The organism is Mycolicibacterium grossiae (genome assembly GCF_008329645.1).
GTDB lineage: Bacteria > Actinomycetota > Actinomycetes > Mycobacteriales > Mycobacteriaceae > Mycobacterium > Mycobacterium grossiae.
Genome location: NZ_CP043474.1, coordinates 1,146,498 through 1,171,764 on the forward strand (window position 1 = coordinate 1,146,498; position 25,267 = coordinate 1,171,764).

General features: G+C 71.8%; 22 protein-coding genes. 11 read left to right on the forward strand and 11 right to left on the reverse strand.

Annotation, left to right across the window (positions count from 1 at the left end):
* Window positions 1–7 precede the first annotated feature (7 nt).
* The 3 genes from FZ046_RS05545 to FZ046_RS05555 are packed head-to-tail and all read left to right on the forward strand — an operon-like array spanning window position 8 to window position 4,443.
* Window positions 8–2,332 (forward strand): PEP-utilizing enzyme, encoded by a 2,325-nt coding sequence (locus FZ046_RS05545; protein ID WP_149484204.1) that lies wholly within the window; start codon window positions 8–10, stop codon window positions 2,330–2,332.
* A gap of 42 nt (window positions 2,333–2,374) precedes the next feature.
* On the forward strand, window positions 2,375–3,628 hold the full coding sequence (locus FZ046_RS05550; RefSeq protein WP_083298583.1) for an acyl-CoA dehydrogenase family protein: 1,254 nt from the start codon (window positions 2,375–2,377) through the stop codon (window positions 3,626–3,628).
* Window positions 3,628–4,443, forward strand: a complete 816-nt coding sequence (locus tag FZ046_RS05555) for a tyrosine-protein phosphatase (protein WP_070356129.1) — start codon at window positions 3,628–3,630, stop codon at window positions 4,441–4,443. Before FZ046_RS05550 ends, FZ046_RS05555 begins: the two co-directional genes overlap by 1 nt.
* 10 nt (window positions 4,444–4,453) lie before the next feature.
* Here the strand turns inward: FZ046_RS05555 and FZ046_RS05560 are convergent, their stop codons facing one another.
* The 9 genes from FZ046_RS05560 to FZ046_RS05600 form a co-directional block, all read right to left on the reverse strand.
* Window positions 4,454–5,308 carry a carbon-nitrogen hydrolase family protein gene (locus tag FZ046_RS05560; RefSeq protein ID WP_070356131.1) on the reverse strand — a complete coding sequence of 285 codons (855 nt, stop codon included), beginning with the start codon at window positions 5,306–5,308 and terminating at the stop codon, window positions 4,454–4,456.
* A gap of 35 nt (window positions 5,309–5,343) precedes the next feature.
* On the reverse strand, window positions 5,344–5,664 hold the full coding sequence (locus FZ046_RS05565; protein ID WP_070356128.1) for an EthD family reductase: 321 nt from the start codon (window positions 5,662–5,664) through the stop codon (window positions 5,344–5,346).
* Between the two features lie 314 nt (window positions 5,665–5,978).
* Complete coding sequence (locus FZ046_RS05570) at window positions 5,979–6,461, reverse strand: DUF456 domain-containing protein (RefSeq protein ID WP_070356127.1); 483 nt, start codon at window positions 6,459–6,461, stop codon at window positions 5,979–5,981.
* A gap of 9 nt (window positions 6,462–6,470) precedes the next feature.
* Entirely contained in the window at window positions 6,471–7,193 is a 723-nt protein-coding gene (locus FZ046_RS05575) for a haloacid dehalogenase type II (RefSeq protein ID WP_070356126.1), read from the reverse strand.
* A complete protein-coding gene (locus FZ046_RS05580; RefSeq protein WP_070356125.1) occupies window positions 7,190–8,152 on the reverse strand; it encodes an NADPH:quinone oxidoreductase family protein in 963 nt (320 codons plus the stop codon). The genes FZ046_RS05575 and FZ046_RS05580 overlap by 4 nt, the downstream gene beginning before the upstream one ends.
* Before the next feature lie 60 nt (window positions 8,153–8,212).
* Entirely contained in the window at window positions 8,213–9,076 is an 864-nt protein-coding gene (locus FZ046_RS05585; RefSeq protein ID WP_070356124.1) for an SDR family oxidoreductase, read from the reverse strand.
* Between the two features lie 39 nt (window positions 9,077–9,115).
* Window positions 9,116–10,525 (reverse strand): aldehyde dehydrogenase family protein, encoded by a 1,410-nt coding sequence (locus FZ046_RS05590; protein WP_070356123.1) that lies wholly within the window; start codon window positions 10,523–10,525, stop codon window positions 9,116–9,118.
* Between the two features lie 118 nt (window positions 10,526–10,643).
* Entirely contained in the window at window positions 10,644–11,603 is a 960-nt protein-coding gene (locus FZ046_RS05595) for a class I SAM-dependent methyltransferase (protein ID WP_070356122.1), read from the reverse strand.
* A 100-nt stretch (window positions 11,604–11,703) separates the two neighbouring features.
* Window positions 11,704–12,339, reverse strand: a complete 636-nt coding sequence (locus tag FZ046_RS05600) for a TetR/AcrR family transcriptional regulator (protein WP_070356121.1) — start codon at window positions 12,337–12,339, stop codon at window positions 11,704–11,706.
* Window positions 12,340–12,541: 202 nt separating this feature from the next.
* Here FZ046_RS05600 and FZ046_RS05605 point away from each other — a divergent pair, with 202 nt between their 5' ends.
* Window positions 12,542–13,108, forward strand: a complete 567-nt coding sequence (locus FZ046_RS05605) for a TetR/AcrR family transcriptional regulator (RefSeq protein ID WP_070356120.1) — start codon at window positions 12,542–12,544, stop codon at window positions 13,106–13,108.
* A 22-nt stretch (window positions 13,109–13,130) separates the two neighbouring features.
* On the forward strand, window positions 13,131–15,278 hold the full coding sequence (locus tag FZ046_RS05610; RefSeq protein ID WP_070356119.1) for an FUSC family protein: 2,148 nt from the start codon (window positions 13,131–13,133) through the stop codon (window positions 15,276–15,278).
* Between the two features lie 45 nt (window positions 15,279–15,323).
* On the opposite strand, the gene FZ046_RS05615 is transcribed toward FZ046_RS05610, so the two are convergent.
* Window positions 15,324–16,295 carry a pirin family protein gene (locus FZ046_RS05615; protein ID WP_070356118.1) on the reverse strand — a complete coding sequence of 324 codons (972 nt, stop codon included), beginning with the start codon at window positions 16,293–16,295 and terminating at the stop codon, window positions 15,324–15,326.
* Between the two features lie 49 nt (window positions 16,296–16,344).
* Complete coding sequence (locus tag FZ046_RS05620) at window positions 16,345–18,051, reverse strand: putative PEP-binding protein (protein ID WP_211372267.1); 1,707 nt, start codon at window positions 18,049–18,051, stop codon at window positions 16,345–16,347.
* 102 nt (window positions 18,052–18,153) lie between these two features.
* Here FZ046_RS05620 and FZ046_RS05625 point away from each other — a divergent pair, with 102 nt between their 5' ends.
* The 6 genes from FZ046_RS05625 (at window position 18,154) to eccE (ending at window position 25,259) form a co-directional block, all read left to right on the forward strand.
* A complete protein-coding gene (locus FZ046_RS05625) occupies window positions 18,154–18,933 on the forward strand; it encodes a DeoR/GlpR family DNA-binding transcription regulator (RefSeq protein WP_070356084.1) in 780 nt (259 codons plus the stop codon).
* Window positions 18,930–19,907 carry a 1-phosphofructokinase family hexose kinase gene (locus FZ046_RS05630; RefSeq protein ID WP_070356083.1) on the forward strand — a complete coding sequence of 326 codons (978 nt, stop codon included), beginning with the start codon at window positions 18,930–18,932 and terminating at the stop codon, window positions 19,905–19,907. Before FZ046_RS05625 ends, FZ046_RS05630 begins: the two co-directional genes overlap by 4 nt.
* A gap of 28 nt (window positions 19,908–19,935) precedes the next feature.
* The gene (locus FZ046_RS05635) at window positions 19,936–22,011 is read left to right on the forward strand and encodes a PTS fructose transporter subunit IIABC (RefSeq protein ID WP_070356082.1); all 2,076 of its coding nucleotides are present in this window, start codon (window positions 19,936–19,938) and stop codon (window positions 22,009–22,011) included.
* 30 nt (window positions 22,012–22,041) lie between these two features.
* Window positions 22,042–22,299 carry an HPr family phosphocarrier protein gene (locus FZ046_RS05640; protein WP_070356081.1) on the forward strand — a complete coding sequence of 86 codons (258 nt, stop codon included), beginning with the start codon at window positions 22,042–22,044 and terminating at the stop codon, window positions 22,297–22,299.
* Window positions 22,300–22,518: 219 nt separating this feature from the next.
* Window positions 22,519–23,865 carry a type VII secretion-associated serine protease mycosin gene (mycP, locus tag FZ046_RS05645; protein WP_070356087.1) on the forward strand — a complete coding sequence of 449 codons (1,347 nt, stop codon included), beginning with the start codon at window positions 22,519–22,521 and terminating at the stop codon, window positions 23,863–23,865.
* Window positions 23,862–25,259 carry a type VII secretion protein EccE gene (gene eccE, locus FZ046_RS05650; protein WP_070356080.1) on the forward strand — a complete coding sequence of 466 codons (1,398 nt, stop codon included), beginning with the start codon at window positions 23,862–23,864 and terminating at the stop codon, window positions 25,257–25,259. The genes mycP and eccE overlap by 4 nt, the downstream gene beginning before the upstream one ends.
* The last annotated feature ends 8 nt before the right edge of the window (window positions 25,260–25,267 follow it).

The following is a 25,267-nucleotide window of genomic DNA, read 5'->3' on the forward strand; positions in this document are numbered from 1 at the left end:
TGGTCCGATGAGGGTCCTCGTCACGGGCGCCGACGGGCCCGTCGGCCGCGGGGTGGCACTGCGCCTCGCGGGCCTCGGGCACGACGTCACCGGCGTCGGTGCGCGCCGGCCCGAGAGTTGGCCGGGCACCGTGCGATTCGTCGACGCGGTCGATCCGGCGGCGGTGTTCGACGTCGTCGCGCTGTGCGGTGCGGACGCCGACGCGGCCCCCGGCGCGCGCCGCGTCGCGGTGCGGCACCCGCTGGTGCTGGGCCGCGATCCCGACGACGCCGTGCTGCGGCTGTTCGCCCGGCCGGTGCACCTGTACTCCGGCGACGAGGTGGACCGGCCGCTGCAGGTGGTGCATCCGCACGACCTGGCGCGCGCCTACGTGCACGCGGTGCTGCACGGCGGCGTCGGCGGCTCGCCGGAGGTGGCCGGCACGGGGCACACGACGCTGCGCGCCATCGCCTCGGCGGTGGGACGGCCGCTGGTGCGGGTGCCGCTCGGGTTGGCGCCGTCACCGCCGGCGTTCGGGCCGTGGCTCGACGGGCCGCCCGTCGTGGCACCGTCGTGGTCGGCCGAGGCGTGCGTGGCGGACTTCGCGCTGGTGGTGCGGGCCCGTTTCGCGGTCGGCGGACGGCTCGTCGCGCTGCCGTGGCGGTTGCCGAGGGTGCGGGAGATCCCGGCCGTCGACACCCCCGCCGAGGACGGCATCGCGCCGGTTCCGGCCGGACGTGCCGATTTCGCAGGCGAATTCGACACCCCGATCGATCCGCGCTTCCCGGCGTTCGTCGCCACCAACCTCTCCGAGGCGCTGCCCGGCCCGTTCTCGCCGTCGTCGGCGTCGGTGACGGTGCGCGGCACGCGGGCGGCGGCACTGGTGATCTCGCAGCGGCTGCGTCCCGGTGGCGCCGTGCAGACCGAGATGAGCAAGCGCACCACCGGCGTGTTCGGACACCGGCTCTACGCGGGCATCACCTCGGGACACTTCATGGCGCAGACCGTGCCGCTGGTGGACCCCGACATGATCATCAACGGCTTCTTCGGCCGCACCGTCGAGGGGCTCCCGTTGTTCGGCGACGAGCTGCCGCCCGTGCAGCGGCGCACGCTGCCCGGACACCTGGTCGGCGTCGTGACGTTCGCCAACAACCTGGTGGGCCTGACGGCGGGCTCCGGGCGCGACACCCGCGACCTCGTCGGCGACGTCGCCCGGCTGGAGGCCCAGTCCGCCGGCGTCGCCGATCTCGACGATCAGCGGCTGCGCGAGCTGATCGTCCTGGCCCGCGACCACGTGGTGCACGCCTGGGTGCTCGCGTCCGCGTCGATCCTGGTGTGCACGGCCTACGGCGTCATCCTGCGGATCCTGTGCGGCCGCGACGTGCTGCCCGCCGCGGGCGCGGACGTGGCCAGCGCGCAGTCCCTCGGCGCGGTCCATCGCCTGGCCGCCCTGGCGCGCCGCGACCCGCGGGTGGCGGGGCTGCTCGGCGCCGGCGACCTCGAGGCGCTCGCCGAGGCATCGCCGGAGTTCGCCGCGCAGCTGGCCCGCGAGATCGACGCGATCGGCCACCGCGGGCCCGGCGAGGTGGAGATGCGCAGCGCGTCGTTCGCCGACGATCCGCGGCTGCTGCTGCGCATGGTGGCCAAGACCCTCGAGCTGCCGCCGTGGCAGCCACCCCCGCCGCCGGACATTCCGCTGTGGGTGCGGCCGATCGCGGCGGCGGCGTCGGGTCAGCTGCGTGACCGCGAGGTGCGCCGCGATCGCATGGTGCGCACCATCTGGCTGCTGCGCGGGCTGCTGCGCGCCTATGGCCGCCGGCTCGTCGACGCCGGCGCCCTCACCGACGTCGACGACGTCTTCTACCTCCTGGTCGACGAACTCGACGCGCCGCCCACCGATCTTGCGGGCGTGGTCGCGCGCCGCCGCGCCGAACAGGAGGCGCTGCAGCGGATCGTCCCGCCGGAGGCCTTCAGCGGAACGTGGGCGCCCACCGAGGTCGCCGGCACGCTCGGCGGCGGCGAGGTGCTGCACGGCATGGGCGTGTGTGCCGGCACCGCCCGCGGCCGGGTACGCGTCGTCACCCCGGACACCATCGACGACCTCGAGCCCGGGGAGATCCTCGTCGCCCAGGTCACCGACGTCGGCTACACGCCGGCGTTCGCGTACGCGGCGGCCGTGGTGACCGAACTCGGCGGGCACATGTCGCACGCCGCGATCGTCGCCCGCGAGTTCGGCGTGCCGTGCGTCGTCAACGCCCGCGGCGCGGCGTCGCGGCTGGTGACCGGCACGATGATCGAGGTCGACGGCAGCACCGGCGACGTGACCGTGCTGGCGGCCGACACCCGAGCCTGACGTGCCGGAAGGCCGACTCGACGGGTGTCATATCGTGGCCGCATGGACTTCGCGATGTCGGCCAAGGGCCAGGACTACTACGACCGGCTGACGGCCTTCATGACGGCGCACGTGTTCCCCGCCGAGGAGTCCTACGAGGCCTACCGGCGCCAGATGGGGCCCGACGACCACACCGTCCCGCCGGTGGTCGAGGAGCTGAAGTCCCTCGCCAAGGCCGAGGGGCTGTGGAACCTCTTCCTGCCGTCGGAGTCCGGGCTGAGCAACCTGGAGTACGCGCCGCTCGCCGAACTCTCCGGCTGGAGCGGGGAGATCGCCCCCGAGGTGCTCAACTGCGCGGCGCCGGACACCGGCAACATGGAGACGCTGCACCTGTTCGCCAACGACGAGCAGCGCGCGCAGTGGCTCGAGCCGCTGCTGGCGGGCGAGATCCGCAGCGCGTTCGCGATGACCGAGCCCGCGGTGGCCTCGAGCGATGCACGCAACATCCAGACCACGATGCTGCGCGACGGTGACGACTACGTCATCAACGGCCGCAAGTGGTGGATCACCGGCGTGGCCGACCCGCGCTGCAAGATCCTCATCGTCATGGGCCGCACCAACCCCGACGCGGCGAGCCACCAGCAGCAGTCGATGATCCTGGTGCCGGTCGACACCCCCGGGGTCCGCGTCGAGCGTTCGCTGCCGGTGTTCGGCTGGCAGGACCAGCACGGGCACTGCGAGATCAGCTTCGACAACGTGCGCGTGCCGGTGGCCAACCTGCTCGGCGAGGAGGGCAGCGGGTTCGCCATCGCGCAGGCCCGGCTCGGACCCGGCCGCATCCACCACTGCATGCGGGCGATCGGCGTGGCCGAGCGTGCGCTGGCGCTGATGGTCGACCGCGTTCAGACGCGGATCGCGTTCGGCAAGCCGCTGGCCGAGCAGGGCGTGGTGCAGCAGCAAATCGCGTTGAGCCGCAACGAGATCGATCAGACGCGTCTGCTGTGCCACAAGGCGGCGTGGACCATCGACCAGCACGGCAACAAGAGCCGCGAGGCCCAGAAGCAGGTGGCGCAGATCAAGGCCGTCGCGCCGCAGATGGCGTGCAACGTGATCGACCGGGCCATCCAGGTGCACGGCGGCGCCGGCGTCAGCGATGACGTGCCGCTCGCCCGGCTCTACGCCTGGCACCGCGCGATGCGGCTGTTCGACGGTCCCGACGAGGTGCACATGCGGACGATCGCCCGCGCCGAGCTGGGCGCGGAGAAGTCACCGTTCGCCGAGGCGGCGTGCCGTCTGGTGCACACGGCGGGTCACTAGTGGTCTCGACCGGCGACGAGCTGAGCGGAGCCTGGAACTTCCGCGACGTCGCCGAGGAGACCGGCATCCGGCCGGGCCGGTTCTTCCGGTCCAGTGAGCTGAGCGCACTGGACGACACCGGCCGCGCCGCGCTGGCGGCCTACGGCATCACCGACGTGGCGGATCTGCGATCGGTGCGCGAATTGGAGCGCCGCGGACCGGGATTGGTGCCCGACGGCGTCGAGGTGCATCTGCTGCCCTTCCACGAGCTGGCGGCCTCGGGCGCCGCGGCGGCCGATGCGCCGCACGAGCAGAGCTTCGAGCGGATGATGACCGAGAAGCCCGACGACGAGGACGTCTCGGTGGCGGCGGCCCGGTTCATGACCGAGGAGTACGAACGCTTTCCGACGCTGCCGGGTGCGCACGTCGCGATCCGCGAGGTGGTCGCGACGCTCGCCGACGGGCGGCCACTCATCGCGCACTGCTTCGCCGGCAAGGACCGCACGGGGTTCACCGTGGCGACGGTGCTGGAGGCGGCCGGGGTGGGGCGCGAGGCGATCCTCACCGACTTCCTCCGCAGCAACGCAGCGGTGCCGAAGCTCCGCGACCGCATCCTGGAGTCGATCCGGACGCGTGCCGGCGAGGACGCCACGCCGGAGATCGTGACGTTCGCCGAGGCACGCCTCACCGAGGGCGTGCTGGGCGTGCGCGAGGAGTACCTCGACGCCGCGCGGCGCACCGTGACCGCCGAATACGGTTCGCTCGCCGGCTATCTCGCGGCGATCGGCGTCACCGACGATCAGCTGACGCGGCTGCGCGCGGCACTGCTGGGCTGAGCTCCCGGGGTCAGCGTCGGCGCTCCCACGTCCGCGGGTCGATGCGCCCGCCGTAGATCGGCAGGTCGATCGGTGCGTCGGTGTCGGCGAACTGCGACCACGGACGGGTGACCCCGGCAGTGCCGTACTCGCGGGTGCGGCGGACCTCGTCGAGGTCGATGGTGGCCGCCAGGACGGTGGACTCGGCGCCGACGGCCGAGGCGAGGATGCGCCCCTGCGGGTCGACCAGCAGGCTTCGGCCCTGCCCGCGCGGCGCCGCGGCGTTGACGCTCGCTACGAACACCTGGTTGGCGATGGCGTTGGCCTGCACCAGGACGACCTCCTGCTCGCGATCGGCCGTCGGGGTCAGCACGACGTTGACGAGCAGGTCGGCCCCCATCCACGCGAGCTGGCGCGAGACCTCGGGGAACCACGCGTCGTAACACACCATCAGTCCGACGGTGCGTTCTCCGCCGACCCGCAGCGTCGTGAAGTCGGCGCCCGGTTGCACGGTTTCTACGGGCCGCCACGGGAAGATCTTCCGGTAGCTCGCCGCGAGTTCACCCGATGGCGAGAAGACCACCATCGTGTTGTAGACGAGTCCGTCGTCGCCGGCCTCCAAGATGCTGCCCGGGGTCAGCCAGACGCCGAGTTCGGCGGCCAGCCCCGCGAGATCCTTGCACGTCGGGCCGTCCAGCGGCTCCGCGTGCCGCGCCAGGTCGGACTGATCGAACACGTCGAACGCGCCCAGCAGATGCTGCTCGGGGAAGACGAACAACTCGGTCCGCGGGTACTGCCGGACCAGGCCACGCATGCGGGTACGGAACTCGTCGAGCGAGCCGGGCGCGGCGTCTTGCACGAGGGCGAGGGAGAGTTCCGTGGACACGACGTCCACGCTACGCCCGCACTCACTGCGGACGTCTAGTGCTGGGCGATCTCGATGTCGGAGAACAGCACTCGGACGCCACCGGTCGACAGCCGGCCCATCGCCTCGAAGAACGCCCCGGCCTCCGGGGTCGCGACGGCGGCGCTCGCCGAGTCGTAGTCCGGGTAGTACAGGTCGATCATCCGGTAGGCCGGCGTCGGCGAGCCGTCCTCCTTCGGCCACACCTTCGAGGTCTCGACCCGGACGTGGCCGGGGATCTTGCGCGCGGCCTCGAGCTGCTCGGCCTCGTAGGCGGCCTCGAAGGCGTCGGGATCAGTGGGGTTGTCGTAGATGACCGTGATCTTCGTTTCGGACACCGGGGCTCCTCTGCTGCGTCGTCGCTGCACGTGTGGCGGTACTCATCATGATCGGTATCCGCCCGGCCCGCTCGTCGAGCGTGCTGCGGTCCCGCGCCGGCGCTTCTGCCGGGATGGCGCCGGCGCGGACGCGCGGGAGTCTTTCTCGAATGCCCACCTCTGAGCGACAACTCGCGACAATCCCGTCCCGCACCCCATCGCCGCCGCCGTTGTCACCGCGAGATCGACGCCAGGGTCGTGCTGCGGGCGACTACCACGACCCTGGTGTCGATCTCGCGAACACCCAACCAGCGGCGCCGCCCCACCCCCAGCCCTCAGCCGACGAGGACGCCGACCACCCAGACGACCGTCGCGAGCAGCGCACCGCACAGCTCGACGCCGACCGACAGCGCGACGCCCTTCAGGGCGTGCACCGTCGATGCCCAGGCCCGGCGCTGGTCGCCGCGCTTGGCGAGTTCGGCGAGGTAGATGCCGAGCACGAAGCCCAGCGGCAGGCCCAGCACCGGGATGACGAAGAAGCCGACGATGCCCAGCACCGCCCCGGCGAACAGGCTGGCGGTGCCGACGTCGGCGTTGCGCATGCGCTTGGCCGGCCACAGGTACTTGATCAGCAGCGTCGCGCCCAGCACCACGGCCACCACGCCGAGGGTCACCCAGCCCGCGACGGTCTGCTCGACGAACGCCCACACCGTGATCGCCGCGAACACCAGCAGCGTGCCCGGCAGCAGCGGGATCACCACGCCGACGATGCCGACGGCGATGGCCACCGCGACGAGGACGAGCCCGACCGACGTCATGCCCGCAGCCTACGGAGTCGCGACGCCCAGGCGCCGGGCCAGATCGACGAAGTCCTGGGCGACGACGTCGAACTCGCCGTCGGCCACCCGCGGCGGACGCGTCCCCGGGCCGCGCTCGAGCGGCCGTGCGACGTACCCCGTCCGCAGCCCGGCGTCGCGCGCGGCCCGCAGGTCCGACGGGTGCGCGGCCACCAGCATCAGCTCCGACGGCGCCACGTCGAGCAGTGCGGCGCAGCCGAGATAGGCCTCGGGGTCCGGCTTGTAATGCCGGAACAGCTCGGCGGAGATCACGCAGTCCCACGGCAACCGCGCCCGCTTCGCCATGTTGGTCAGCAGGGAGACGTTGCCGTTCGACAGCGTCGTGATGACGAAGGACGTCTTGAGCAGCGTCAGGCCCGGCACGCTGTCCGGCCACGGGTCCAGCCGGTGCCACGCCCGGTTGAGGTGATCGCGCTCGGCGTCCGGGACGTCGCCGAGGTCCGCCGCCGCCAGCAGGTCGTCGAGGATCAGCCGGTGCAGCACGTCGATCGTCGACCACGGCAGCTCACCGCTGCGGACCCGGTCCATCGCCGCCGGGTACCCGGCCCGCCAGTCGTCGGCGAACCGCGCCCAATCGCGCTCGACGCCGCGCTCCGCACCGAACTCGGCCAGTTCCCGGATGATGCTGGAGCGCCAGTCGACCACCGTGCCGAAGACGTCGAACGCCAGCGCCTTCGGACGGTCGCCGCTCACGGCTCGAGCACCAGCTTCCCGCGGATCTCCCCCGCGGCGAGCGCCTCGAGCGCGGCGCGGCCGTCGGCCAGCGGGTACCGCACCGGAGGCGGCGGCCGCAGACCGCCCGCCACCAACGTCGCCAGGCCCCGGCCGATCTCGGCCTGGGCGCCCGGCGTGCGGCCGGCGAACTCGCCCCACCCCACGCCGACCACGCTGACGTTGCGCAGCAGCAGCCGGTTCACCTTCACGGTCGGGATGCCGCCGGCGGCGAACCCGATCACCAGCAGCCGGCCCTCCAGCGCCAGCACACGGACCGCGTCGTCGAACGCCTCCCCGCCCACGGGGTCCACCACTACGTCGACACCGCGGCCGTCGGTGTGATCGCGTACCGCCTGCGCCCACCCGTCGGTGAGTGGCAGCACGACGTCGGCGCCCAGCGACTCGACGAAGTCCCGGGCGCCCGGCCGGTGCACCATCGTGATCACCCGGGCGCCCAGCGCCTTGGCGATCTGGATCGCCGCCGTGCCGACCCCGCCGGCCGAGCCCAGCACCAGCACCGTCTCGCCGGCGCGAAGTCCGCCGCGGCGCTGCAGCGCGAACAGCATCGTGTAGTAGTTGCCCAGCAGGCAGACCGCAGCGCCGTCGTCGAGCCCGTCGGCCGTCGGGACCACGGAGTCTGCGGGCACCACGGCGCGCTCCGCCCACGCGCCCAGCGGACTGAATGCCGAAACACGTTGCCCAACGGCAAATCCCGAACCCTCCGGTGCCGAGCGGACGGTGCCCGCCACCTCGACCCCCGGGATGAACGGCGGGTCCAAATTCAGCTGGTACTCACCGCGCAGCATCAGCAGGTCGGGGAAGCAGACACCGGCCGCACCGACGTCGATGACCACGCCGGCATCGGCCGCCGGGTCCTCGACGTCGGTGTAGGCCAGTCCCTCGGGTCCCGAAAGCGACTGCGTCTGAAGCGCTTTCATCGCGACACTCGGCTCTTCGCGCGAGCGCTCATCGGGCCGCTCGGCTCTTCGCGCGAGCGCTCATCGCAGGTTGAACGCCGCCTGCTTCGCCGCCGACAGATCCGTGATGTCGCCCCACTTGCCGGCGATGTCCTGCACCGACGGCGGCTCGGAGAACGTGATGCCCTCGTTCTGGAACAGCGCCGTGCGCTGCACCTTGCCGCCACCGACGATGAAGATCGAGTCGGTGTCGGGCACCTCCTCGGTGCACAGGTACGCCACGATCGGCGCGACGAACTCCGGCGTCAGGTTCTTCAGCACCTCGGGCGGCAGGATGTCCTCGGTCATGCGGGTCGCGGCGATCGGGGCGATCGCGTTGGCCTTGATGTCGTACTTCGCGCCCTCCTGGGCGAGCGTGTTGATCAGGCCGACGAGGCCGAGCTTGGCCGCGCCGTAATTGGCCTGGCCGAAGTTGCCGAACAGGCCGCTGGTCGAGGTGGCGACGACGATGCGGCCGAAGCCCTGCTCGCGGAAGTGCGGCCACGCGGCGCGGATGACGTTGTAGCCGCCGTAGAGGTGCACCTTCAGCACGGCGTCCCAGTTCTCGAACGACATCTTGTGGAAGGTGCCGTCGCGCAGGATGCCCGCATTGCTCACGACGCCGTCGATCTTGCCGAACTCGTCGAGCGCCGTCTTGATGATGTTGGCCGCGCCCTCGGGCTCGGCGACGCTGTCGTAGTTGGCGGCGGCGCGCCCACCGGCGGCCTTGATCTCGTCGACCACCTGGTCGGCCATGTTGTGGCCGGCACCGGTGCCGTCGCGGCTGCCGCCGAGGTCGTTGACGACGACGATGGCACCCTCGCGGGCCAGGGTCAGCGCGTACTCACGGCCGAGCCCCCCACCGGCTCCGGTGACGACGATGACGCGGTCCTGCACTCCGGGCATGAACTTCCTCTCTCGGTTGAGCCGGCGGCCGGGTGCGGCTCAGAAGAGCCTGCGTGCCAGCTTCCACGCCTTATCTGTATACGGCGGGTAGATCAGTGCGCTCGAGTCGGGTCGGGTCGGCTTGGTCAGCACCGACTTGCGGTGGCTGAACTCCTCGAAGCCGAACTTGCCGTGGTAGGCGCCGATGCCCGACGGTCCGACGCCGCCGAACGGCAGCTTGGTGGTGGCGAACTGGAAGATGAGGTGGTTGATCAGCATGCCGCCGGCCGGCACCTCGCGAATGACCCGCTCGCGTACCGACTTCGCCTTGGTGAACAGGTAGGCGGCCAGCGGCTTGGGCCGCGCGTTGACGAAACCGATAGCCTCGTCCAGGTTTTCGACGGTGACGATGGGGAGGATGGGTCCGAAGATCTCGTCGCGCATCAGCGGTTCGTCGACCGCGGGATCCACCACGATGGTCGGTTGAATCGTGATCTTCCCGGCGTCGGAGCCGCCGCCGACGGCGACGGTGCCCTTCGTTGCGGCGAGTGCCGACACCAGCCGGTCGAAGTGGCGCTGGTTGACGATGCGCTTGCCCGACGTGTCACCGGCCTCGAACGCCTCGACGGCGGCACGGATCTTGTCGACCAGCTGGTCGCGGATCGACGCGTCGGCGATGACGTAGTCCGGTGCGATGCAGATCTGGCCAGAGTTGATCAGCTTGGTCCACGCGATGCGCTTGGCGGCGACGTCGACGTCGGCGTCGGCCGCCACGATCACGGGGCTCTTACCGCCCAACTCGAGGGTGACCGGCGTCAGGTGCGGCGCCGCCGCCTCGTACACGCGCCTGCCGATCTCGGTGCCGCCGGTGAAGCACAGCTTGTCGAAGCCCTGCGCGATGAGTTCCTGGCTCACCGCACCATCGCCCTCGATGACCGCGACGGCGTCGGGATCGAGATAGCGCGGCACCAGTTCGGCCATCAGCGCCGACGACGCGGGCGCCACCTCGGAGGGTTTGAGCACCACCGCGTTGCCTGCGGCCAGCGCGCCGACGGCCGGTCCGAGGGTGAGCGCGAACGGGAAGTTCCAGGCGCCGATCACCAGCACGACGCCATAGGGCTCGTACTCCACCCAGCCGCGCCCGGGCAGCTGGGAGAACTCGAGCAGCCGGTGCTTGCGTTTGCTCCACTTGGCGACGTTCTTCGCGGCGTCGCGGGCCTCGGCGGCGGTGCTCGCTACGTCGGCGAGCCAGGACTCGAAGGGCTTGCGGCCGAGGTCGGAGGCGAGCGCCTCGGCGATCGCCGGTTCGTTGTCGGTGACCAGCCGCTCGAGGGCTCGCAGCTGCTGGCGGCGCCACTCGATGCTGCGGGTGCGGCCGCTGGCGAAGGTCGTCCGCAGCCGCGCGACGACGCTCGGGATGTCAGCGGCACCGGTGTCCGAGGTGGGCGGCGCGACGGATTCGGTCGTCATCTCAAGTCCTCTCTGACCCCGGCGTCGTCTGGCGACCCTGGCGATGGACCGATGGTAACCAACCACCCGGTTGGTGAACAGGGATCGCGCCAGGCCGCTGTCGGACCGCGCGTGACGCTCAGCGGCGCTCGGCGACGACGAACTCGGAGAACGAGTCCTCGTCGGTCTCCTCCGTCAGCACCCAACGGTCGAGGTCGCGCATCACCGCTTCCGACGTCACGCTCGACGCCGTCCAGCCGTGCCCGTCGAGCCACGCGTCGACGTCGGCACGGTCGGGGTCGTTGTACATCAGCTCGGCGACGTCCATCGGCTGGGCGAGGTCGGTGCCGAATTCGCCGGAGAACTTCTGCATCAGCGCGTCGAACTTGGCTCGCATGCGCGCCCGGCGCTCCTCGGAGTGCACGCCGACCGTTTCGACCGCGATCCGGCTGCCGGGCGCGCTCAGCTCGGTGACGCGCTCGAACAGGAGGTCCTGGGCGTCGGCGGGCAGGTACATGAGCAGGCCCTCAGCGAGCCAGGCCGTCGAGGCGGCCGGATCGAATCCGGCGGCACGCAGCGCTGCCGGCCAGTCGACGCGCAGGTCGACGGGCACCTCGCGGCGTTCGGCAGTGGGCGTCGCGCCGTGCTCGGCGAGGCGCGCCGCCTTGTACTCCAGCACCTTCGGCTGGTCGATCTCGTAGACGACGGTGCCGGCCGGCCAGTCCAGCCGGTAGGCGCGCGAGTCCAGTCCGGAGGCCAGGATGACGACCTGCCGGATGCCCGCCGCGGCGGCCGTCGCGTAGAAGTCGTCGAAGAAGTGGGTGCGAACGGCCTGGTAGTTGCCCATGTGCTCGATCACCTGGGCCACCTCGGCGCCCTCGTCGCCGGCGCCGGCGACCTTGGCGACGAAGCCGTCGTCGAGCAGGTACTCCCAGACGCCGGTACCGGCGCCGTCCACCAGGATCTGGGCGAAGGGATCGCGGATCAGCGGGGCGTCGCGCCGAGTTTCCCGAGCGCGGGCGGCAGCCACCATCACGGCAGTGGAGCCCACGCTGGTGGCGATGTCCCAGGTGTCGTCGTGCGAGCGCAGAGAACTCATCGATGCCGATGCTAGGAGAAAGAAGTTAGCTTCGCTAGAGGATGGAGCGAAGCAGTCCTGGACCGCGCGAACGTGGAACGCGGCGCCGTGGCCGACGGAGTTACTCCGACAGCGTCCAGAGCTTGTTCGCTAGGAGCAGCTCCAGCTTCTCCACGATGATGCCGAGTTCGTCGTGCCCGCCGACGTACCCGGCGTAGAAGCCCATGCCCCACATGACGGCGACGAGGAGTTCGACCAGGGTCGGCACGTCGGTGTCGGTGGTCAGCTCGCCGCGCTCGATCGCGTCGGTCACGGCCCAGGTGACGAAGGCCCGCGACGTCTTGAGCGAGTTGTGCTCGTCACGGCTGAGTTCGGGGTGGCGCTGCGATTCCAGCACCGACGTGACCAGGAAGGCCGCCGCCGACCGGTCCCGGGAATCGGCCTGCATGGCCGCGGAGAAGAACGCGGACAACCGCTTCAACAGAGACGTCTCGACCTCGGCCTTCGCCATGCCCGCAGCGACGACCATCTCGTTGGTCTTCTCGACCACCTCGCTGTACAGCACGCGCTTGCTGGCGAAGTAGTGATTGATCGCCGGGCGGGTGAGGTCGGCCCGGATAGCAATCGCCTGGAAAGTGGCAGCGTCGTAGCCGAGTTCGCTGAAAACCTCCCGTGCGGCGCGGATGATGCGCTCGCGGGTCTCCGCCGCCTTGGCTGCTGGCGGGCGTCCTGGACCTCGGGTCGCGGTATACGGCACGGTCAAATTGTGCCACACGCCTCCTAGAGCTCCATGCAGAAATGATTGCGGAAGCCTGAGAAACCCGCCGCTAGCAAACTGATCGCCGCCATTGGCTCGGCATTTCGCTGGGCGGATGACGAATTTCTGACCAACCGCCCGTTGACACACGCGTCAGCCACCGCCACGACGGCGCCCGCGCCGGCCGAACTATGGTGCTCGCATGGGGGGAACCATTTCACGGGAGTCGTATCTCGACACCGGGCTCGACGTGCTGTCCGACCTGGGCTACGGCGGCCTCAAACTGGCCGAGGTGTGCACCCGGCTGGGCGTGACGACCGGCTCGTTCTACCACTACTTCAGCAGCTGGTCGGCCTTCGGCCAGGAACTCGTCCGGCACTGGGTCACCACCCGCACGCTCCGCGTGGCGACGCTCGTCGAGTCCGAACCCGACCCGCGGCGGCGCATCGAGATCCTCGTCGAGGAGGCTCTGATGCTGCCCTATGGCGCCGAGGCCGCGATCCGGGTGTGGAGTTCGATCGACCCCGCGGTGCACGCGGTGCAGGCCGAGGTCGATGCCCAGCGCTTCGACATGCTGTTCACCGCAGGCGTCGAGGTCATGGGCCACGACGAGCAGGCCCGCCGCTTCGCGACGACCGCGATGTACCTCCTGATCGGGTGTGAGCAGTCGACGCTGCCGCGCGTCCCCGCGCACCTGAGGTGGATCGCCGACCGGCTGCTCATCGCGCTCGAGGAGCGCCACTTCGCCGTCACCGCCGACCCGGACTGATCGCCCGTCTACCATCCGGTGCATGCCGGCCGATCCGTGGCGCCGCCTGCGCGACCGGATGGCCGAGCGGGACCCCGAGCACGACGCCCTGCGGCGCGCCGTCCGCGCGGCGATCGTGCTGCCGATCACCGCGGCCCTCGGCTTCGTGATCGGGAACGGTTCGCAGACACCGATGTTCGCGATCTTCGGGACGGTCGCGCTGCTCATCACGGTCGACTTCCCGGGCAACCGCGCGGCACGGGCGGTCGCCTACGGCGGCCTGGGCTTCAACGGCGCGGTCCTGATCACGCTGGGCTCGCTGGTGTCGACGATCCCCTGGCTCGCGGTGGCCACGATGTTCGTCCTCGCCGTGGCGGTGACGTTCTCCGGGGTGTTGTCGGAGACCGTGGCGGCGGGGCAGCGCTCGACGCTGCTCACGTTCGTCCTGCCGGTCTGTACGCCGCCGGGACCCATCCCGGACCGTCTGCTGGGGTGGGGCATCGCGCTCGCGGTGGCGGTCCCCGCGGCCCTGTTCCTGCTGCCGCCCTTGCATCACGACGATCTGCGGCGGCACGCCGCGCTGGTGTGCCGCACATTGGCCGACCGCCTCGACGGCCGCGCCTCCGCCGAGGACCTGACGACGGCGATGAGTGCGCTGCGGGCCAACTTCCTGGGCGCGGACTTCCGGCCGGTCGCCTTGACCGCGGGATCGCGGGCGCTGGTGCGGGTGGTCGACGACCTGCAGTGGCTGTGCGATCGCGTCACCGACGACAGCGGCCGGCTGCTCGCGCAGATGCGCGACCCGGTCACCCGCGTCCTGCGCGACGCCGCTCGCGTGCTCACCACGTCACCGTCGGCCGGCCGTGACGCCCACCGGGCGGATCTCGACGCCGCCCTGGCCGCTCAGCGCGAGGTGGCGCAGAGCCGGTACCGCGACGACATCGTCGAGATCCTCGGCGAGACCAGTGACGCGGCGGCGATCGGCGTCGGACGCGTCCTGCTGACGCGACGCACGATCTCGGCCGCCGTCGGCGCCACCGGACGGATCATCGGCCTGGCGGCCACGGCCGACGCCCGCCCGGTGTGGGCACGGGTGCTGGGCCGCCGCATGCCCCAGACCGGCGCCGCCGATCGGGTGCTGTCGGAGTCCGAGGCCGTCGCCTACCTGACGACGGGGTTCGTCGCGACCCGCGCGGTGGTCGTACGCAACAGCCTGCGCACCGGGCTGGGTCTGGCGCTCGCGGTGACCGTGACCCACGTCTTCCCCGTCCAACACGGGTTCTGGGTGGTGCTCGGCGCGATGTCGGTGCTGCGCAGCAGCGCGCTGACCACCGGGACGCGCGTGGTGCGGGCCGTCGCGGGCACCGTCCTGGGATTCCTGCTCGGCATCGCGTTCATCGAACTCCTCGGCGTCGAACCGGTGGTGATGTGGCTGGCGCTGCCGATCGTCGCGTTCGGCTCCGCCTACGTGCCGGGGGTGGCGTCGTTCGTCGCGGGACAGGCCATGTTCACGATGATGGTGCTCATCATCTTCAACCTCATCGTGCCGACGGGGTGGAGCGTCGGCCTGATCCGGGTCGAGGACGTCGTCGTCGGCGCGCTCGTCGGCGTGGTGGTGTCGGTGCTGCTGTGGCCGCGTGGCGCGAAGGCGTCGGTCACGCGGGCCGTCGACGCCGCGCTCGCGGCGGGTTCGGTGTATCTGACCGCCGCGGTGCGCCGCGTCACGCGTGGCGCCTCGGAGGCCGCCACCGACCGGGTCTTCGCCCTGGGCCACGACGCGATGACCGCCTCGCGGACCCTCGATGACGCCGTGCGGCAATACCTTTCGGAGAGCGGCGGCACCACCGACGGGCGCGCGCCGGTGATCCACGCGGCGAACCGCGCGATCCGGTTGCGCAACGCCGCCGAACTCATCGCCGACGTCGTGCCGCCGCCATTGACGCCGTACCCGCGGGTGCGCGACATCCTCGAGGCGCACACCGCCGCGGTGTGCCAGCGCCTGGCCGGGACCGAGGGACGCGAGCACGCGCCGATCGGTGACGACTTCGTGCTCGCGCTGCGAGCCGAGGCGTCCGGCGACGCGTTGTCGGTGTCGGCGGCGCTGCCGCTGGTGACCGTTGCGGCGAACCTCGGTGAACTCGAACTGCTGTATGCCGGGGCGGCGCCGTCCCCGGCGACCCCGGCGCGCTGAGGAGCACGGACCGCTCCCCAGCGCGCCCTCAGCACACCGTGGCCCTCAGGACACGTGGTGCGGACGCAGCGCGTCGGGCGGCACCGAGCCAAACCGTCCGGCGTTGAAGTCCTCCATGGCCTGCAGGATCTCGCTCTTCGAGTTCATGACGAACGGTCCGTACTGGAAGACCGGTTCCCGCAACGGCTTTCCACCGAGTAATAGCACTTCGAGCGCCGGTCGGTGCGCGTCCTGACCGGCGTCCGCGCCGACGGTGATGCGATCGCCCGGGCCGAACACCGCGAGCTGGCCCTGCTCGATCGGCCGGGCGACCGGACCGACGGCGCCGCGGCCGGACAGCACGTAGACCAGTGCATTGAAGTCCCGGTTCCACGGCACGTTGAGCTGCGCTCCGGGCTCGATCGTGGCGTGTGCCAACGTGATCGGCGTGTGCGTGGCACCGGGCCCGGTGTGCCCGTCGACCTCGCCGGCGATCACGCGCACCAGAGCGCCGCCGTCGGCGGACGACAGCAGCCGTACCTCGCCACCCTCGATCGCCTGGTACTTGGGTGCGGCGAACTTGTCCTTCTTCGGCAGATTCACCCACAGCTGGATGCCGTGGAACGTGCCGCCGCTCTCGACGAGTTCGGCGGGCGGGGTCTCGATGTGCAGGATCCCGGAGCCGGCCGTCATCCACTGAGTCGCGCCGTCGGTGATCAGGCCACCACCACCGTGCGAATCCTGATGCGCGAACCGGCCGTCCAGCATGTAGGTGACGGTCTCGAACCCGCGGTGCGGGTGCCAGTCGGTGCCGCGCGGCTCACCGGGCAGGTACTCCACCTCACCCATCTGATCCATGTGGATGAACGGGTCGAGCGCGGCCGCGCTCACGCCCGCGAAGGCGCGGACGACGGGGAAGCCCTCACCTTCGTATCCGCGCGGACCGGTGGTGATGGTGCGGACCGGCCGTTCGGTGTCCGCCGGCGCGGGCTCGGCGATGCGGGACAGGGTCAGGGTGTCGGCAGTGATGGCGGGCATCGGAACCTCCTCGATCGGAACTGCCCCATACAACCGGACCGGAGTCCGATTATTCCCCGTCGGCAAGCGCGCCGAGCGCGGCGGTCCGCGCGTCCGCGGCACTCGACGCGCCCAGCGCCGCCTCGGCCGCCGCCCGGCACTGCGCGAGCGTCACCTGCGAGAGCTTCGAGCCGACCGCGGCGACGGCCGCCGCCGCCGCGGACAGCGACGACACCCCGAGGCCCACCAGGACGCACGCCAGCGCCGGGTCGGCCGCGGCCTCGCCACAGACCCCGACGGGTTTGCCGGCAGCGGCCCCGGCGCGGGCGGCCGTCGCGACCAGCGACAGCACGGCGGGCTGCCACGGGTCCGTCAGCGTCGCGAGGTCGGCGGACATCCGATCGGCGGCCATCGTGTATTGCGTCAGGTCGTTGGTCCCGATCGACAGGAAGTCGACGTGAGCGAGGATGCGGTCGGCCAGCAGCGCGGCGGCCGGCACCTCGATCATCACGCCGGGGGCGAGTCCGAAGGACCGCACCTCGGCCGCGAAGGCCTGCGCCTCGGCCGCAGTGGCGATCATCGGCGCCATCACCCACGGCGCCGTGCCGGTCCGGGCAGCCGCGTCCGCGATGCCCTGCAGCTGCCTCGTCAGGATGCCCGGATCGATCTGGGAGATGCGGATGCCCCGCACGCCGAGGGCGGGGTTCGCCTCGTCGGCATGACCGGCGAATTTCAGCGGCTTGTCCGAACCGGCGTCCAGCGTACGCACCACCACCTTGGCCGACGGGTCGAAGGCCTCGAGCACCTCGGCGTAGATGCGGGCCTGCTCGTCGACGGACGGCTCGCTGTCGCGGTTGAGGAAGCACAGCTCGGTACGGAACAGGCCGACCCCCTCGGCCGCGGTCTCCGCGGCCGCACGTGCGGCGGCGCCGTCCTGGACGTTGGCGAGGATCGCGACGGCGTGGCCGTCGGCGGTGGCGCCCGGACCGATCCAGCTGCGGGCGGCCTCCGCATCGCGGCGGGAGGCGGCCACCGCGGCCGATGCCGTCGCGTCGTCGGGTGCGACGGTGACGGTTCCGAGACCGCCGTCGACCATCACCATGACGCCGGCGGGTACCTCGTCGAGACCACCGACCGCCACGACGCACGGGATGCCGAGCTGGCGCGCGATGATCGCGGTGTGACTGGTGGGCCCGCCGAGCGAGGTGGCCAGCGCGACGACCAGCGCGGGGTCCAGCCCGGCGGTGTCGACGGGCGCGAGGTCCTCGGCACACAGGACCGACGGCCGGTCCGGAACCGGCACACCGGGTTCGGGCAGACCGCTCACCTCGGCGATGACGCGGTCGCGGATGTCGCGCAGGTCGGTCACCCGCTCGGCCATCAGGTCACCGGCCTTGGCGAGCGCATCGGCGATCTTGTCGACAGCGCCGGCCACCGCACGCGGCGCCGGGGCACCGCCGTTGATGCGCTTCTCCGCGTCACCCAGCCAGGCCCGGTCCTGCGCCAGCGTGGCGGTGGTCGCCAGGACCTCGGACGCGACACCGGTCGCGTGCGCGGCGCGCTCCCGCAGCCGCTCGGCGACCGCCGCTGCGGCGGCCTTGAGCCGTCGAACCTCGACGGGTCGGTCGGCCTCGGCGACGTCGTCCCCCGGGAAGGCCTCGGGCCGCGGGCGCGCGCCCGGGCGGATCACCGGGGCGTACTGCACCCCGGCCACCGCGGGGACACCGTGCAGCACCCGGTCGGCCGAGAGTGACGTGGACGTCGTGGTCGTGCTCATGTGACCGAGATTACGCGAAATCGTTGACAAGTCAACACACCCAGGAGTAAAACAACACACATCAACATGTCACTCACCACGAAACCACACGGACGGAGGCCGATGTACGCCGAAGAGCGGCAGGAAGCCATCGCGGCCCAGGTCCTGCGCGAGGGCCGCGCCTCGGTGACCGAGCTCGCCCTGGCGTACGCCGTCACCACCGAGACGGTGCGTCGCGACCTCGCCGCACTCGACCGGGCAGGCGTCGTCCGCCGCGTCCACGGCGGGGCCGTGCCGGTGCGCGCGCTGCACCTCGTCGAGCAGGGCGTGCACGAGCGCGAGCACACCCGGGCCCACCACAAGGACGCCATCGCGGCGGCCGCGGGCGAGTTCTTCCCGCTCAGCGGTGCCACCGTACTGCTCGATGCCGGAACCACCACCGCGCGCATCGCGGCGCACCTCCCGACCGACCGCGACCTCGTCGTCGTCACCAACTCGGTGCCCGTCGCCGCCCGGCTCGCGCCGCTGCCGTCGGTGTCGCTGCACCTTCTCGGCGGCCGGGTGCGCGGCGTCACGCAGGCCGCGGTGGGTGAGCAGGCGCTGCGCACCCTCGACGGCATCCGCGTCGACATCGCGTTCATCGGCACCAACGCCATCAGCACCCGCCACGGCCTCTCCACCCCCGACGGCGACGAGGCCGCCGTCAAGCGCGCCATGGTGAAGTGCGCCAACTACGTCGTCGTCGCCGCCGACTCCAGCAAGGTCGGCCGCGAGGAGTTCGCGAGCTTCGCGAGCATCTCCGACGTCGACACCCTGATCACCGACACCGAGATCGCCGACGACGACCGCAAGGCGTTGGAGGACGGCGGCGTCGAGGTGGTCCGAGCCGGAGGCCGGCCGTGATCGTCACCGTGACGCCCAATCCGAGCATCGACCGCACCGTCGCCCTCGCTGCCCCGCTGACCCGCGGTGCGGTACAACGCGCCACCACGGCGACGTCGGAGCCCGGCGGCAAGGGCGTCAACGTCGCGCGGGCGCTGACGCTGGCCGGCGTGGACGCCGTGGCGCTGCTGCCCGCGGCGGACACCGACCCGATCGTCACCGCACTGCACCGCAGCGGCGTCACCTTCCGCTGCGTGCCGGTCGCCGGCCCGGTGCGCACCAACGTCGCGATCACCGAACCCGACGGCACCACCACCAAGGTCAACGAGCCGGGCGCCACGCTCGACGACGCCGCCCGCGACGCGCTGACCCGCGCCGTACTCACCGCCGCCGACGGCGCCGCCTGGATGGTGCTGTCCGGATCGCTGCCTCCGGGCCTGCCCGACGAGTGGTACGCCGAGATCGCGGCCGCCCTGACGACGGCCCGGTGCAAGGTCGCCGTCGACACCTCCGAGCGGCCGCTCGACGCGCTGGCCGCCCGGTTCGGCACCGCGTCGCCCGACGTGATCAAGCCCAACGCCGAGGAACTGGCCGGCCTGGTGGGAGCCTCGGGCGAGCATCTCGAAAACGCGGCGGCTGCAGGGGATCCCGATCCGGTGGTGGCGGCGGCCGGCCAGGTGATCGAGCGCGGTGCGCGCACCGTGCTGGTGACCCTCGGCGCCGCCGGCGCCGTCCTGGTCGACCGGACCGGCAGCTGGCTGGCGACGCCGCCGCCGATCACCCCGCGCAGCACCGTCGGCGCCGGCGACAGCTCACTGGCCGGCTACCTGCGCGCGGAGGTCGGCGGTGCGCCACCGCCGCAACGCCTCCGGATGGCGGTCGCCTACGGCAGCGCCGCCGCAGCACTGCCCGGCTCGGCGTTGCCCGCGCCCGCCCAGATCGACCTGGACGCCGTCCGGGTGTACGCCCTCACCCGCTCCCAGACCCCCGCCTAGCGGCGAACCATCACGAGGAAGTAGCGCCATGCCCATCATCACCACCGACCTGGTCGCCCTCGACGTCGACGCCGGCGGCGACAAGGAGTCCGTCATCCGGCTGCTGGCCGGCCGGCTCGCCGACGCCGGTCGGGCCACCGACCGCGACGGTCTCATCGCGGCCGCCATGGCGCGCGAAGCGCAGTCCGCCACCGGCCTGCCCGGCGGCATCGCGATCCCGCACTGCCGCTCCCCGCACGTCGGCGAGGCGACGATCGGGTTCGCCCGGCTGTCCCCAAAGGTCGACTTCGGCGCGCCGGACGGTCCCGCCGACCTCGCCTTCCTCATCGCCGCGCCGGAGTCCGGCGGATCCGAGCACATGAAGCTGCTCTCGAGCCTGGCGCGGGCGCTGGTACGCAAGGAGTTCGTCGCCTCGCTACGCGCCGCCTCCTCGGCGGCCGAGGTGGTCGACCTCGTCGAGGGCGTCGTCAACCCCGCACCCGCCACCCCCGCCTCGTCTGCCGGCACCCCCGCCACCTCCGCAGCAGCCCCTGCCACCGCCGCCCCCGGGGCCACGACCCCGGCAGCATCGACCGCCGACGGCACCACCGCGTCCGCGCCGCGCACGCTGGTCGCGGTCACCGCCTGCCCCACCGGCATCGCCCACACCTACATGGCCGCCGACTCGCTGGTCGCCGCCGCGAAGGAAGCCGGTGTCACGCTGCACGTCGAGACGCAGGGCTCCTCGGGCAGCACACCGCTGTCCGCGGCGACCATCGCGGCAGCCGACGCGGTCATCTTCGCCACCGACGTCGGCGTGAAGGACCGGTCCCGCTTCGCCGGCAAGCCGGTCATCGCCTCGGGCGTCAAGCGCGCCATCAACGAGCCCGCCAAGATGGTCGCCGAGGCGCTCGGCGCCGCCACCAACCCGAACGCGGCCCGCGTGGAGGGCTCGGCCGACGGGACAGCCGCCGCGAGTGCGCCGTCGGCGGGCGTCGGCTGGGGCACCCGCACCCGCCAGATCCTGCTGACCGGCGTCAGCTACATGATTCCGTTCGTCGCGGCCGGCGGCCTGCTGATCGCGCTCGGCTTCCTCCTGGCCGGCTACGACATCGCCAACACCCCCGACGGCGAGACGAAGAGCCTCGGCAACCTGATCGCCGCGGGCAACTCGCTGACCGACCTGCCCAGCGGCGGCCTGGCCCAGTACCTCGGCGCGGTGCTGTTCACCCTTGGCGGGCTGGCGTTCTCGTTCCTGGTCCCCGCACTCGCCGGTTACATATCGTTCGCCATCGCCGACCGGCCCGGCATCGCACCGGGATTCACGGCCGGAGCCGTGGCGGTGTTCGTCGGAGGCGGCTTCATCGGCGGCATCGTCGGCGGCCTCATCGCTGGGTTCGCGGCACTGTGGATCAGCCGCATCGCGGTGCCGCGCTGGGCCAAGGGCCTGATGCCGGTCGTCATCATCCCGCTGTTCGCGTCGCTGGTCGTCGGGCTGCTGATGTTCCTGCTCCTCGGCCGGCCGCTCGCGGCGGTCACCTCCGGACTCACCAACTGGCTCAGCGGGCTGTCGGGCAGTTCGGTGATCGTGCTCGGCATCATCCTCGGACTGATGATGTGCTTCGACCTGGGCGGGCCGGTCAACAAGGCCGCCTACGCGTTCGCCACCGCCGGCCTCAACGTCGCCGATCCGTCCTCGCTGCGCATCATGGCCGCCGTCATGGCCGCCGGGATGGTGCCGCCGCTCGCCATGGCTCTCGCCTCCACGCTGCGGCCCGGTCTGTTCACCGAGCCGGAGCGCGAGAACGGCCGCGCGGCATGGCTTCTCGGCGCGTCGTTCATCTCCGAGGGCGCCATCCCGTTCGCCGCGGCCGACCCGCTGCGCGTCATCCCGTCGATGATGTTCGGCGGCGCGCTCACCGGCGGCCTCGTCATGGCCTTCGACGTCACGCTCAAGGCCCCGCACGGCGGCATCTTCGTGTTCTTCGCGATCGGCAACCTCATCTGGTTCCTGGTGGCCCTGGCCGTGGGCACCGTCGCGGGATCCGTCGCGGTCATCGTCGCCAAGCAGCTCGCCAAGCCCAAGCCCGTCGTCGCGGACGCACCCGCGCTCGCCACCGCCTGACCACCCACCACCACTCGAGGAGACACAGCCATGCCCAGCAAGACCGTCATCGTCGGCTCCGCCGTCGGACTGCACGCCCGCCCCGCCGCGATCATCGCCGAAGCCGTCGCCGCTTCCGGCGCGGAGGTCACCCTGTCCATGGACGGCGGTGAGCCGGTGGACGCCGGCTCGGCGCTGATGATCATGACCCTCGGCGCCGGCAACGCCGCCCAGGTGACCGTCACCTCCGACGACGAGGCCGCCCTGAACACCGTCGTCGAACTCGTGCAGAAGGACCTCGACGCCTGACACTCGTTAGCTGACCGCAGACCCGTCCGACCCGCCGCGTGCAGGTCGGGCGGGTTTCGCGCATCCCAAGAAGCGGAACCGAGGCCGCTCACGCCCCCTTAAGATGACCGAGTGCAATGGGTTCGGGGGCATGACGTGATGGAGCACGCCAGGCAACGGCCGGTTCGGAGTTTGCCAGGGCCGGGACAGCACATGATGGGCCGAGCGTTGCACAGCGTTCTGCGGCGTGCCGCCGTGGTCGTCGCGGTGGCCGGCCTCGCCGCCCTGAGCGCGCCGCCCGCCGCGGCCATCGAGCCGCCCGTCATCGATCGCGCCGCGCTCCCACCCGACGAGACGGGCCCCGACCAGCCGACCGAACAGCGCCGCGAGTGCTCCGCGCCGATGGTCTTCCCGAACTCGAACTTCGCCGACAAGCCGTGGGCCAACGCCTACCTGCGGATCGCCGACGCGCAGAAGTTCGCAACGGGCGCCGGGGTAACTGTGGCCGTCATCGACACCGGCGTGAACGGATCCCCACGGGTGCCCGCCGAACCCGGCGGCGACTTCGTCGACAAGGCCGGCAACGGCATGTCCGACTGCGACTCGCACGGCACGCTGACCGCCGCCGTCATCGCGGGGCGCGGATCACCCACCGACGGCTTCATCGGCGTCGCGCCGGATGCGCGCATCCTGTCGCTGCGCCAGACCTCGGACAACTTCCAGCCCGTCGGCGCGCGGTCGGATCCGAACAACCCGAACTCCACGCCAACGGCGGGCTCGCTGCGCAGCCTGGCCCGGGCGATCCTGCACGCCGCCAACATGGGGGCGCAGGTCATCAACATCAGCGAGGCCGCCTGCTACAAGGTCACCCGGCGCATCGACGAGTCGATGCTCGGCGCGGCCATCGAATACGCCGTCAACGTCAAGGGCGCCGTGATCATCGTCGCCGCGGGCAACACCGGCCAGGACTGCAGCCAGAACCCACCGCCGAACCCCGCACTGCCCGCGGACCCGCGGGGCTGGCAACAGGTGCAGACCATCGTGTCGCCCGCCTGGTACTCGCCGCTGGTCCTCACGGTCGGCGGCATCGGCGAGAACGGCCAGCCGAGCACCTTCTCGATGTCGGGCCCCTGGGTGGGCGCCGCCGCGCCCGCGGAGAACATCACCGCACTCGGGTACGACGGCAACCCGGTCAATGCGCTCGCCGGCCAGGACGGGCTCATCCCGATCAACGGTACGTCGTTCGCGGCCGCCTTCGTGTCCGGGCTGGCGGCCATGGTGAAGCAGCGCTACCCCGAGCTGACCCCGGCACAGGTGATGAACCGGATCACCGCCACCGCACGGCATCCGGGCGGCGGCGTGGACAACTACGTCGGCGCCGGCGTGATCGATCCCGTCGCCGCGCTGACGTGGGACGTCCCCGACGGCCCGCAAGGCGTGCCGTATCAGGTCAAGCAGCTGCCGCCGCCGGTGTACGTGCCGCCGCCCGACCGCGGACCGATCACCCTGGTGGTGATCGCGGGTGTCAGCGTGGCCGCCGCGCTTGGCATCGGCGCCCTGGCCCGCCGTGCGCTGAGGCGCCGATGAAGGAGTTCCTCGGGCAGTTCGGGTTCCGGGCCACCACGGGTCACCTGCTGTGGGCGGCCGTCCTCATCCCGGCGCTGATCCTGCTGTTCCGCCAGCTCGACCTGCTGTGGCTGGGCATCACGCTCGCGGTGCTCATCGCCATCGCGGCGGTGCTGACGGTGCGGGGCCGCCGGTTCACCGGCTGGATCGTCGCGATCTTCTCCTGGCGCAGACGGCATCGCGCCGCGCCGGCGGCGCCGTCCGAGCCCGCCGTCGGATCGACCGTCATGCCCGGCGACCACGTCGCCGTGCGCTGGCAGGGCGAGCATCTGGTGTCGGTGATCGAGCTGGTGCCGCGGCCCTTCACCCCGACGGTCATCGTCGGCGGCGAGGCCTTCACCGACGACGTCGTGGACACCCGGCTCGTCGAACGGCTGATCACCGCGCACTGTCCGGACCTCGAGGCCGACATCGTGTCGTCCGGCCACCGCGTCGGCCGCACCGCACCGGCCAGCCTGGTGGCGCTGTACGAGCAGGTGGTGGGCCCGTACCCGGCACCGGCGAACCGCCGCACGTGGATCATGCTGCGGGCACTGCCCGAGGAGACGCGAAAGTCCGCGTTGCGCAGGGAGATCGGCGTCGCCGGCTTGGCCCGCTACCTGGTGTCGTCGACCACGCGGATCGCCGACCAGCTGGCGAGCAACGGCGTCGACGCGCGGTGCAGCCGCAGCTTCGACGACTTCGACAAGTCGACCGAGGTGAGCTTCGAGCGCGAGAGCTGGTCGTCGATCAAGGGGCGCAGCACCTTCACCGCGGCGTACACGGCACCCGGCGGGCCCAACGTGTGGTGGTCCGCGCGGGCCGACCACACCATCACCCGCGTCCGGGTACGGCCGGGCGCGGCGCCCACCACCACGGTACTGCTGACCACCCTCGCCAATCCGTCGACGCCGCGCGGGTTTTCGTGCCTCTACGGCGGCCAGCGTGCGGCGCTGCTCGGGCAGAGCCCCGTCACCGACCGGCACTACGAGCTGCCCATCGGCTCCGCGGGGGTGTTGATCGGCGAGACCGCCGACCGGTATCCGGTGTACATGCCCTTCGACGACGTCGACGTGAGCATCAACCTCGGCGATGCGCAGTTGTTCACGCAGTTCGTGATCCGCTCTGCGGCGGCCGGTGCGCTGGTGACGCTGGGGCCGCAGTTCCGCGAGTTCGCGGCGCTGATCAACGCGCGTGTCGGACGGACCGCCAAGATCGGCTGGCCCAAGGCCACGACCTACCTGGGTCCGCACACCGGTGTCGGCCGAGTCGTGTTGCGTCACAATTTCATCGACACTCCACGCCACCGCCAGCTGCCGATCCGGCTGATCAACCCGCGCGAGGAGAGCCGCTACCAAATGGTGCTGGAGCAGTAGGGACATCG

Bases quoted from the DNA above. Each gene is read 5' to 3' on its own strand.
- FZ046_RS05545 (WP_149484204.1), top strand. From the start codon at position 8: ATGAGGGTCCTCGTCACGGGCGCCGACGGGCCCGTCGGCCGCGGGGTG.
- FZ046_RS05550 (WP_083298583.1), top strand. From the start codon at position 2,375: ATGGACTTCGCGATGTCGGCCAAGGGCCAGGACTACTACGACCGGCTG.
- FZ046_RS05570 (WP_070356127.1), bottom strand. From the start codon at position 6,461: ATGACGTCGGTCGGGCTCGTCCTCGTCGCGGTGGCCATCGCCGTCGGC.
- FZ046_RS05580 (WP_070356125.1), bottom strand. From the start codon at position 8,152: ATGAAAGCGCTTCAGACGCAGTCGCTTTCGGGACCCGAGGGACTGGCC.
- FZ046_RS05585 (WP_070356124.1), bottom strand. From the start codon at position 9,076: ATGCCCGGAGTGCAGGACCGCGTCATCGTCGTCACCGGAGCCGGTGGG.
- FZ046_RS05590 (WP_070356123.1), bottom strand. From the start codon at position 10,525: ATGACGACCGAATCCGTCGCGCCGCCCACCTCGGACACCGGTGCCGCT.
- FZ046_RS05595 (WP_070356122.1), bottom strand. From the start codon at position 11,603: ATGAGTTCTCTGCGCTCGCACGACGACACCTGGGACATCGCCACCAGC.
- FZ046_RS05605 (WP_070356120.1), top strand. From the start codon at position 12,542: ATGGGGGGAACCATTTCACGGGAGTCGTATCTCGACACCGGGCTCGAC.
- FZ046_RS05610 (WP_070356119.1), top strand. From the start codon at position 13,131: ATGCCGGCCGATCCGTGGCGCCGCCTGCGCGACCGGATGGCCGAGCGG.
- FZ046_RS05615 (WP_070356118.1), bottom strand. From the start codon at position 16,295: ATGCCCGCCATCACTGCCGACACCCTGACCCTGTCCCGCATCGCCGAG.
- FZ046_RS05620 (WP_211372267.1), bottom strand. From the start codon at position 18,051: ATGAGCACGACCACGACGTCCACGTCACTCTCGGCCGACCGGGTGCTG.
- FZ046_RS05625 (WP_070356084.1), top strand. From the start codon at position 18,154: ATGTACGCCGAAGAGCGGCAGGAAGCCATCGCGGCCCAGGTCCTGCGC.
- FZ046_RS05635 (WP_070356082.1), top strand. From the start codon at position 19,936: ATGCCCATCATCACCACCGACCTGGTCGCCCTCGACGTCGACGCCGGC.
- FZ046_RS05640 (WP_070356081.1), top strand. From the start codon at position 22,042: ATGCCCAGCAAGACCGTCATCGTCGGCTCCGCCGTCGGACTGCACGCC.
- eccE (WP_070356080.1), top strand. From the start codon at position 23,862: ATGAAGGAGTTCCTCGGGCAGTTCGGGTTCCGGGCCACCACGGGTCAC.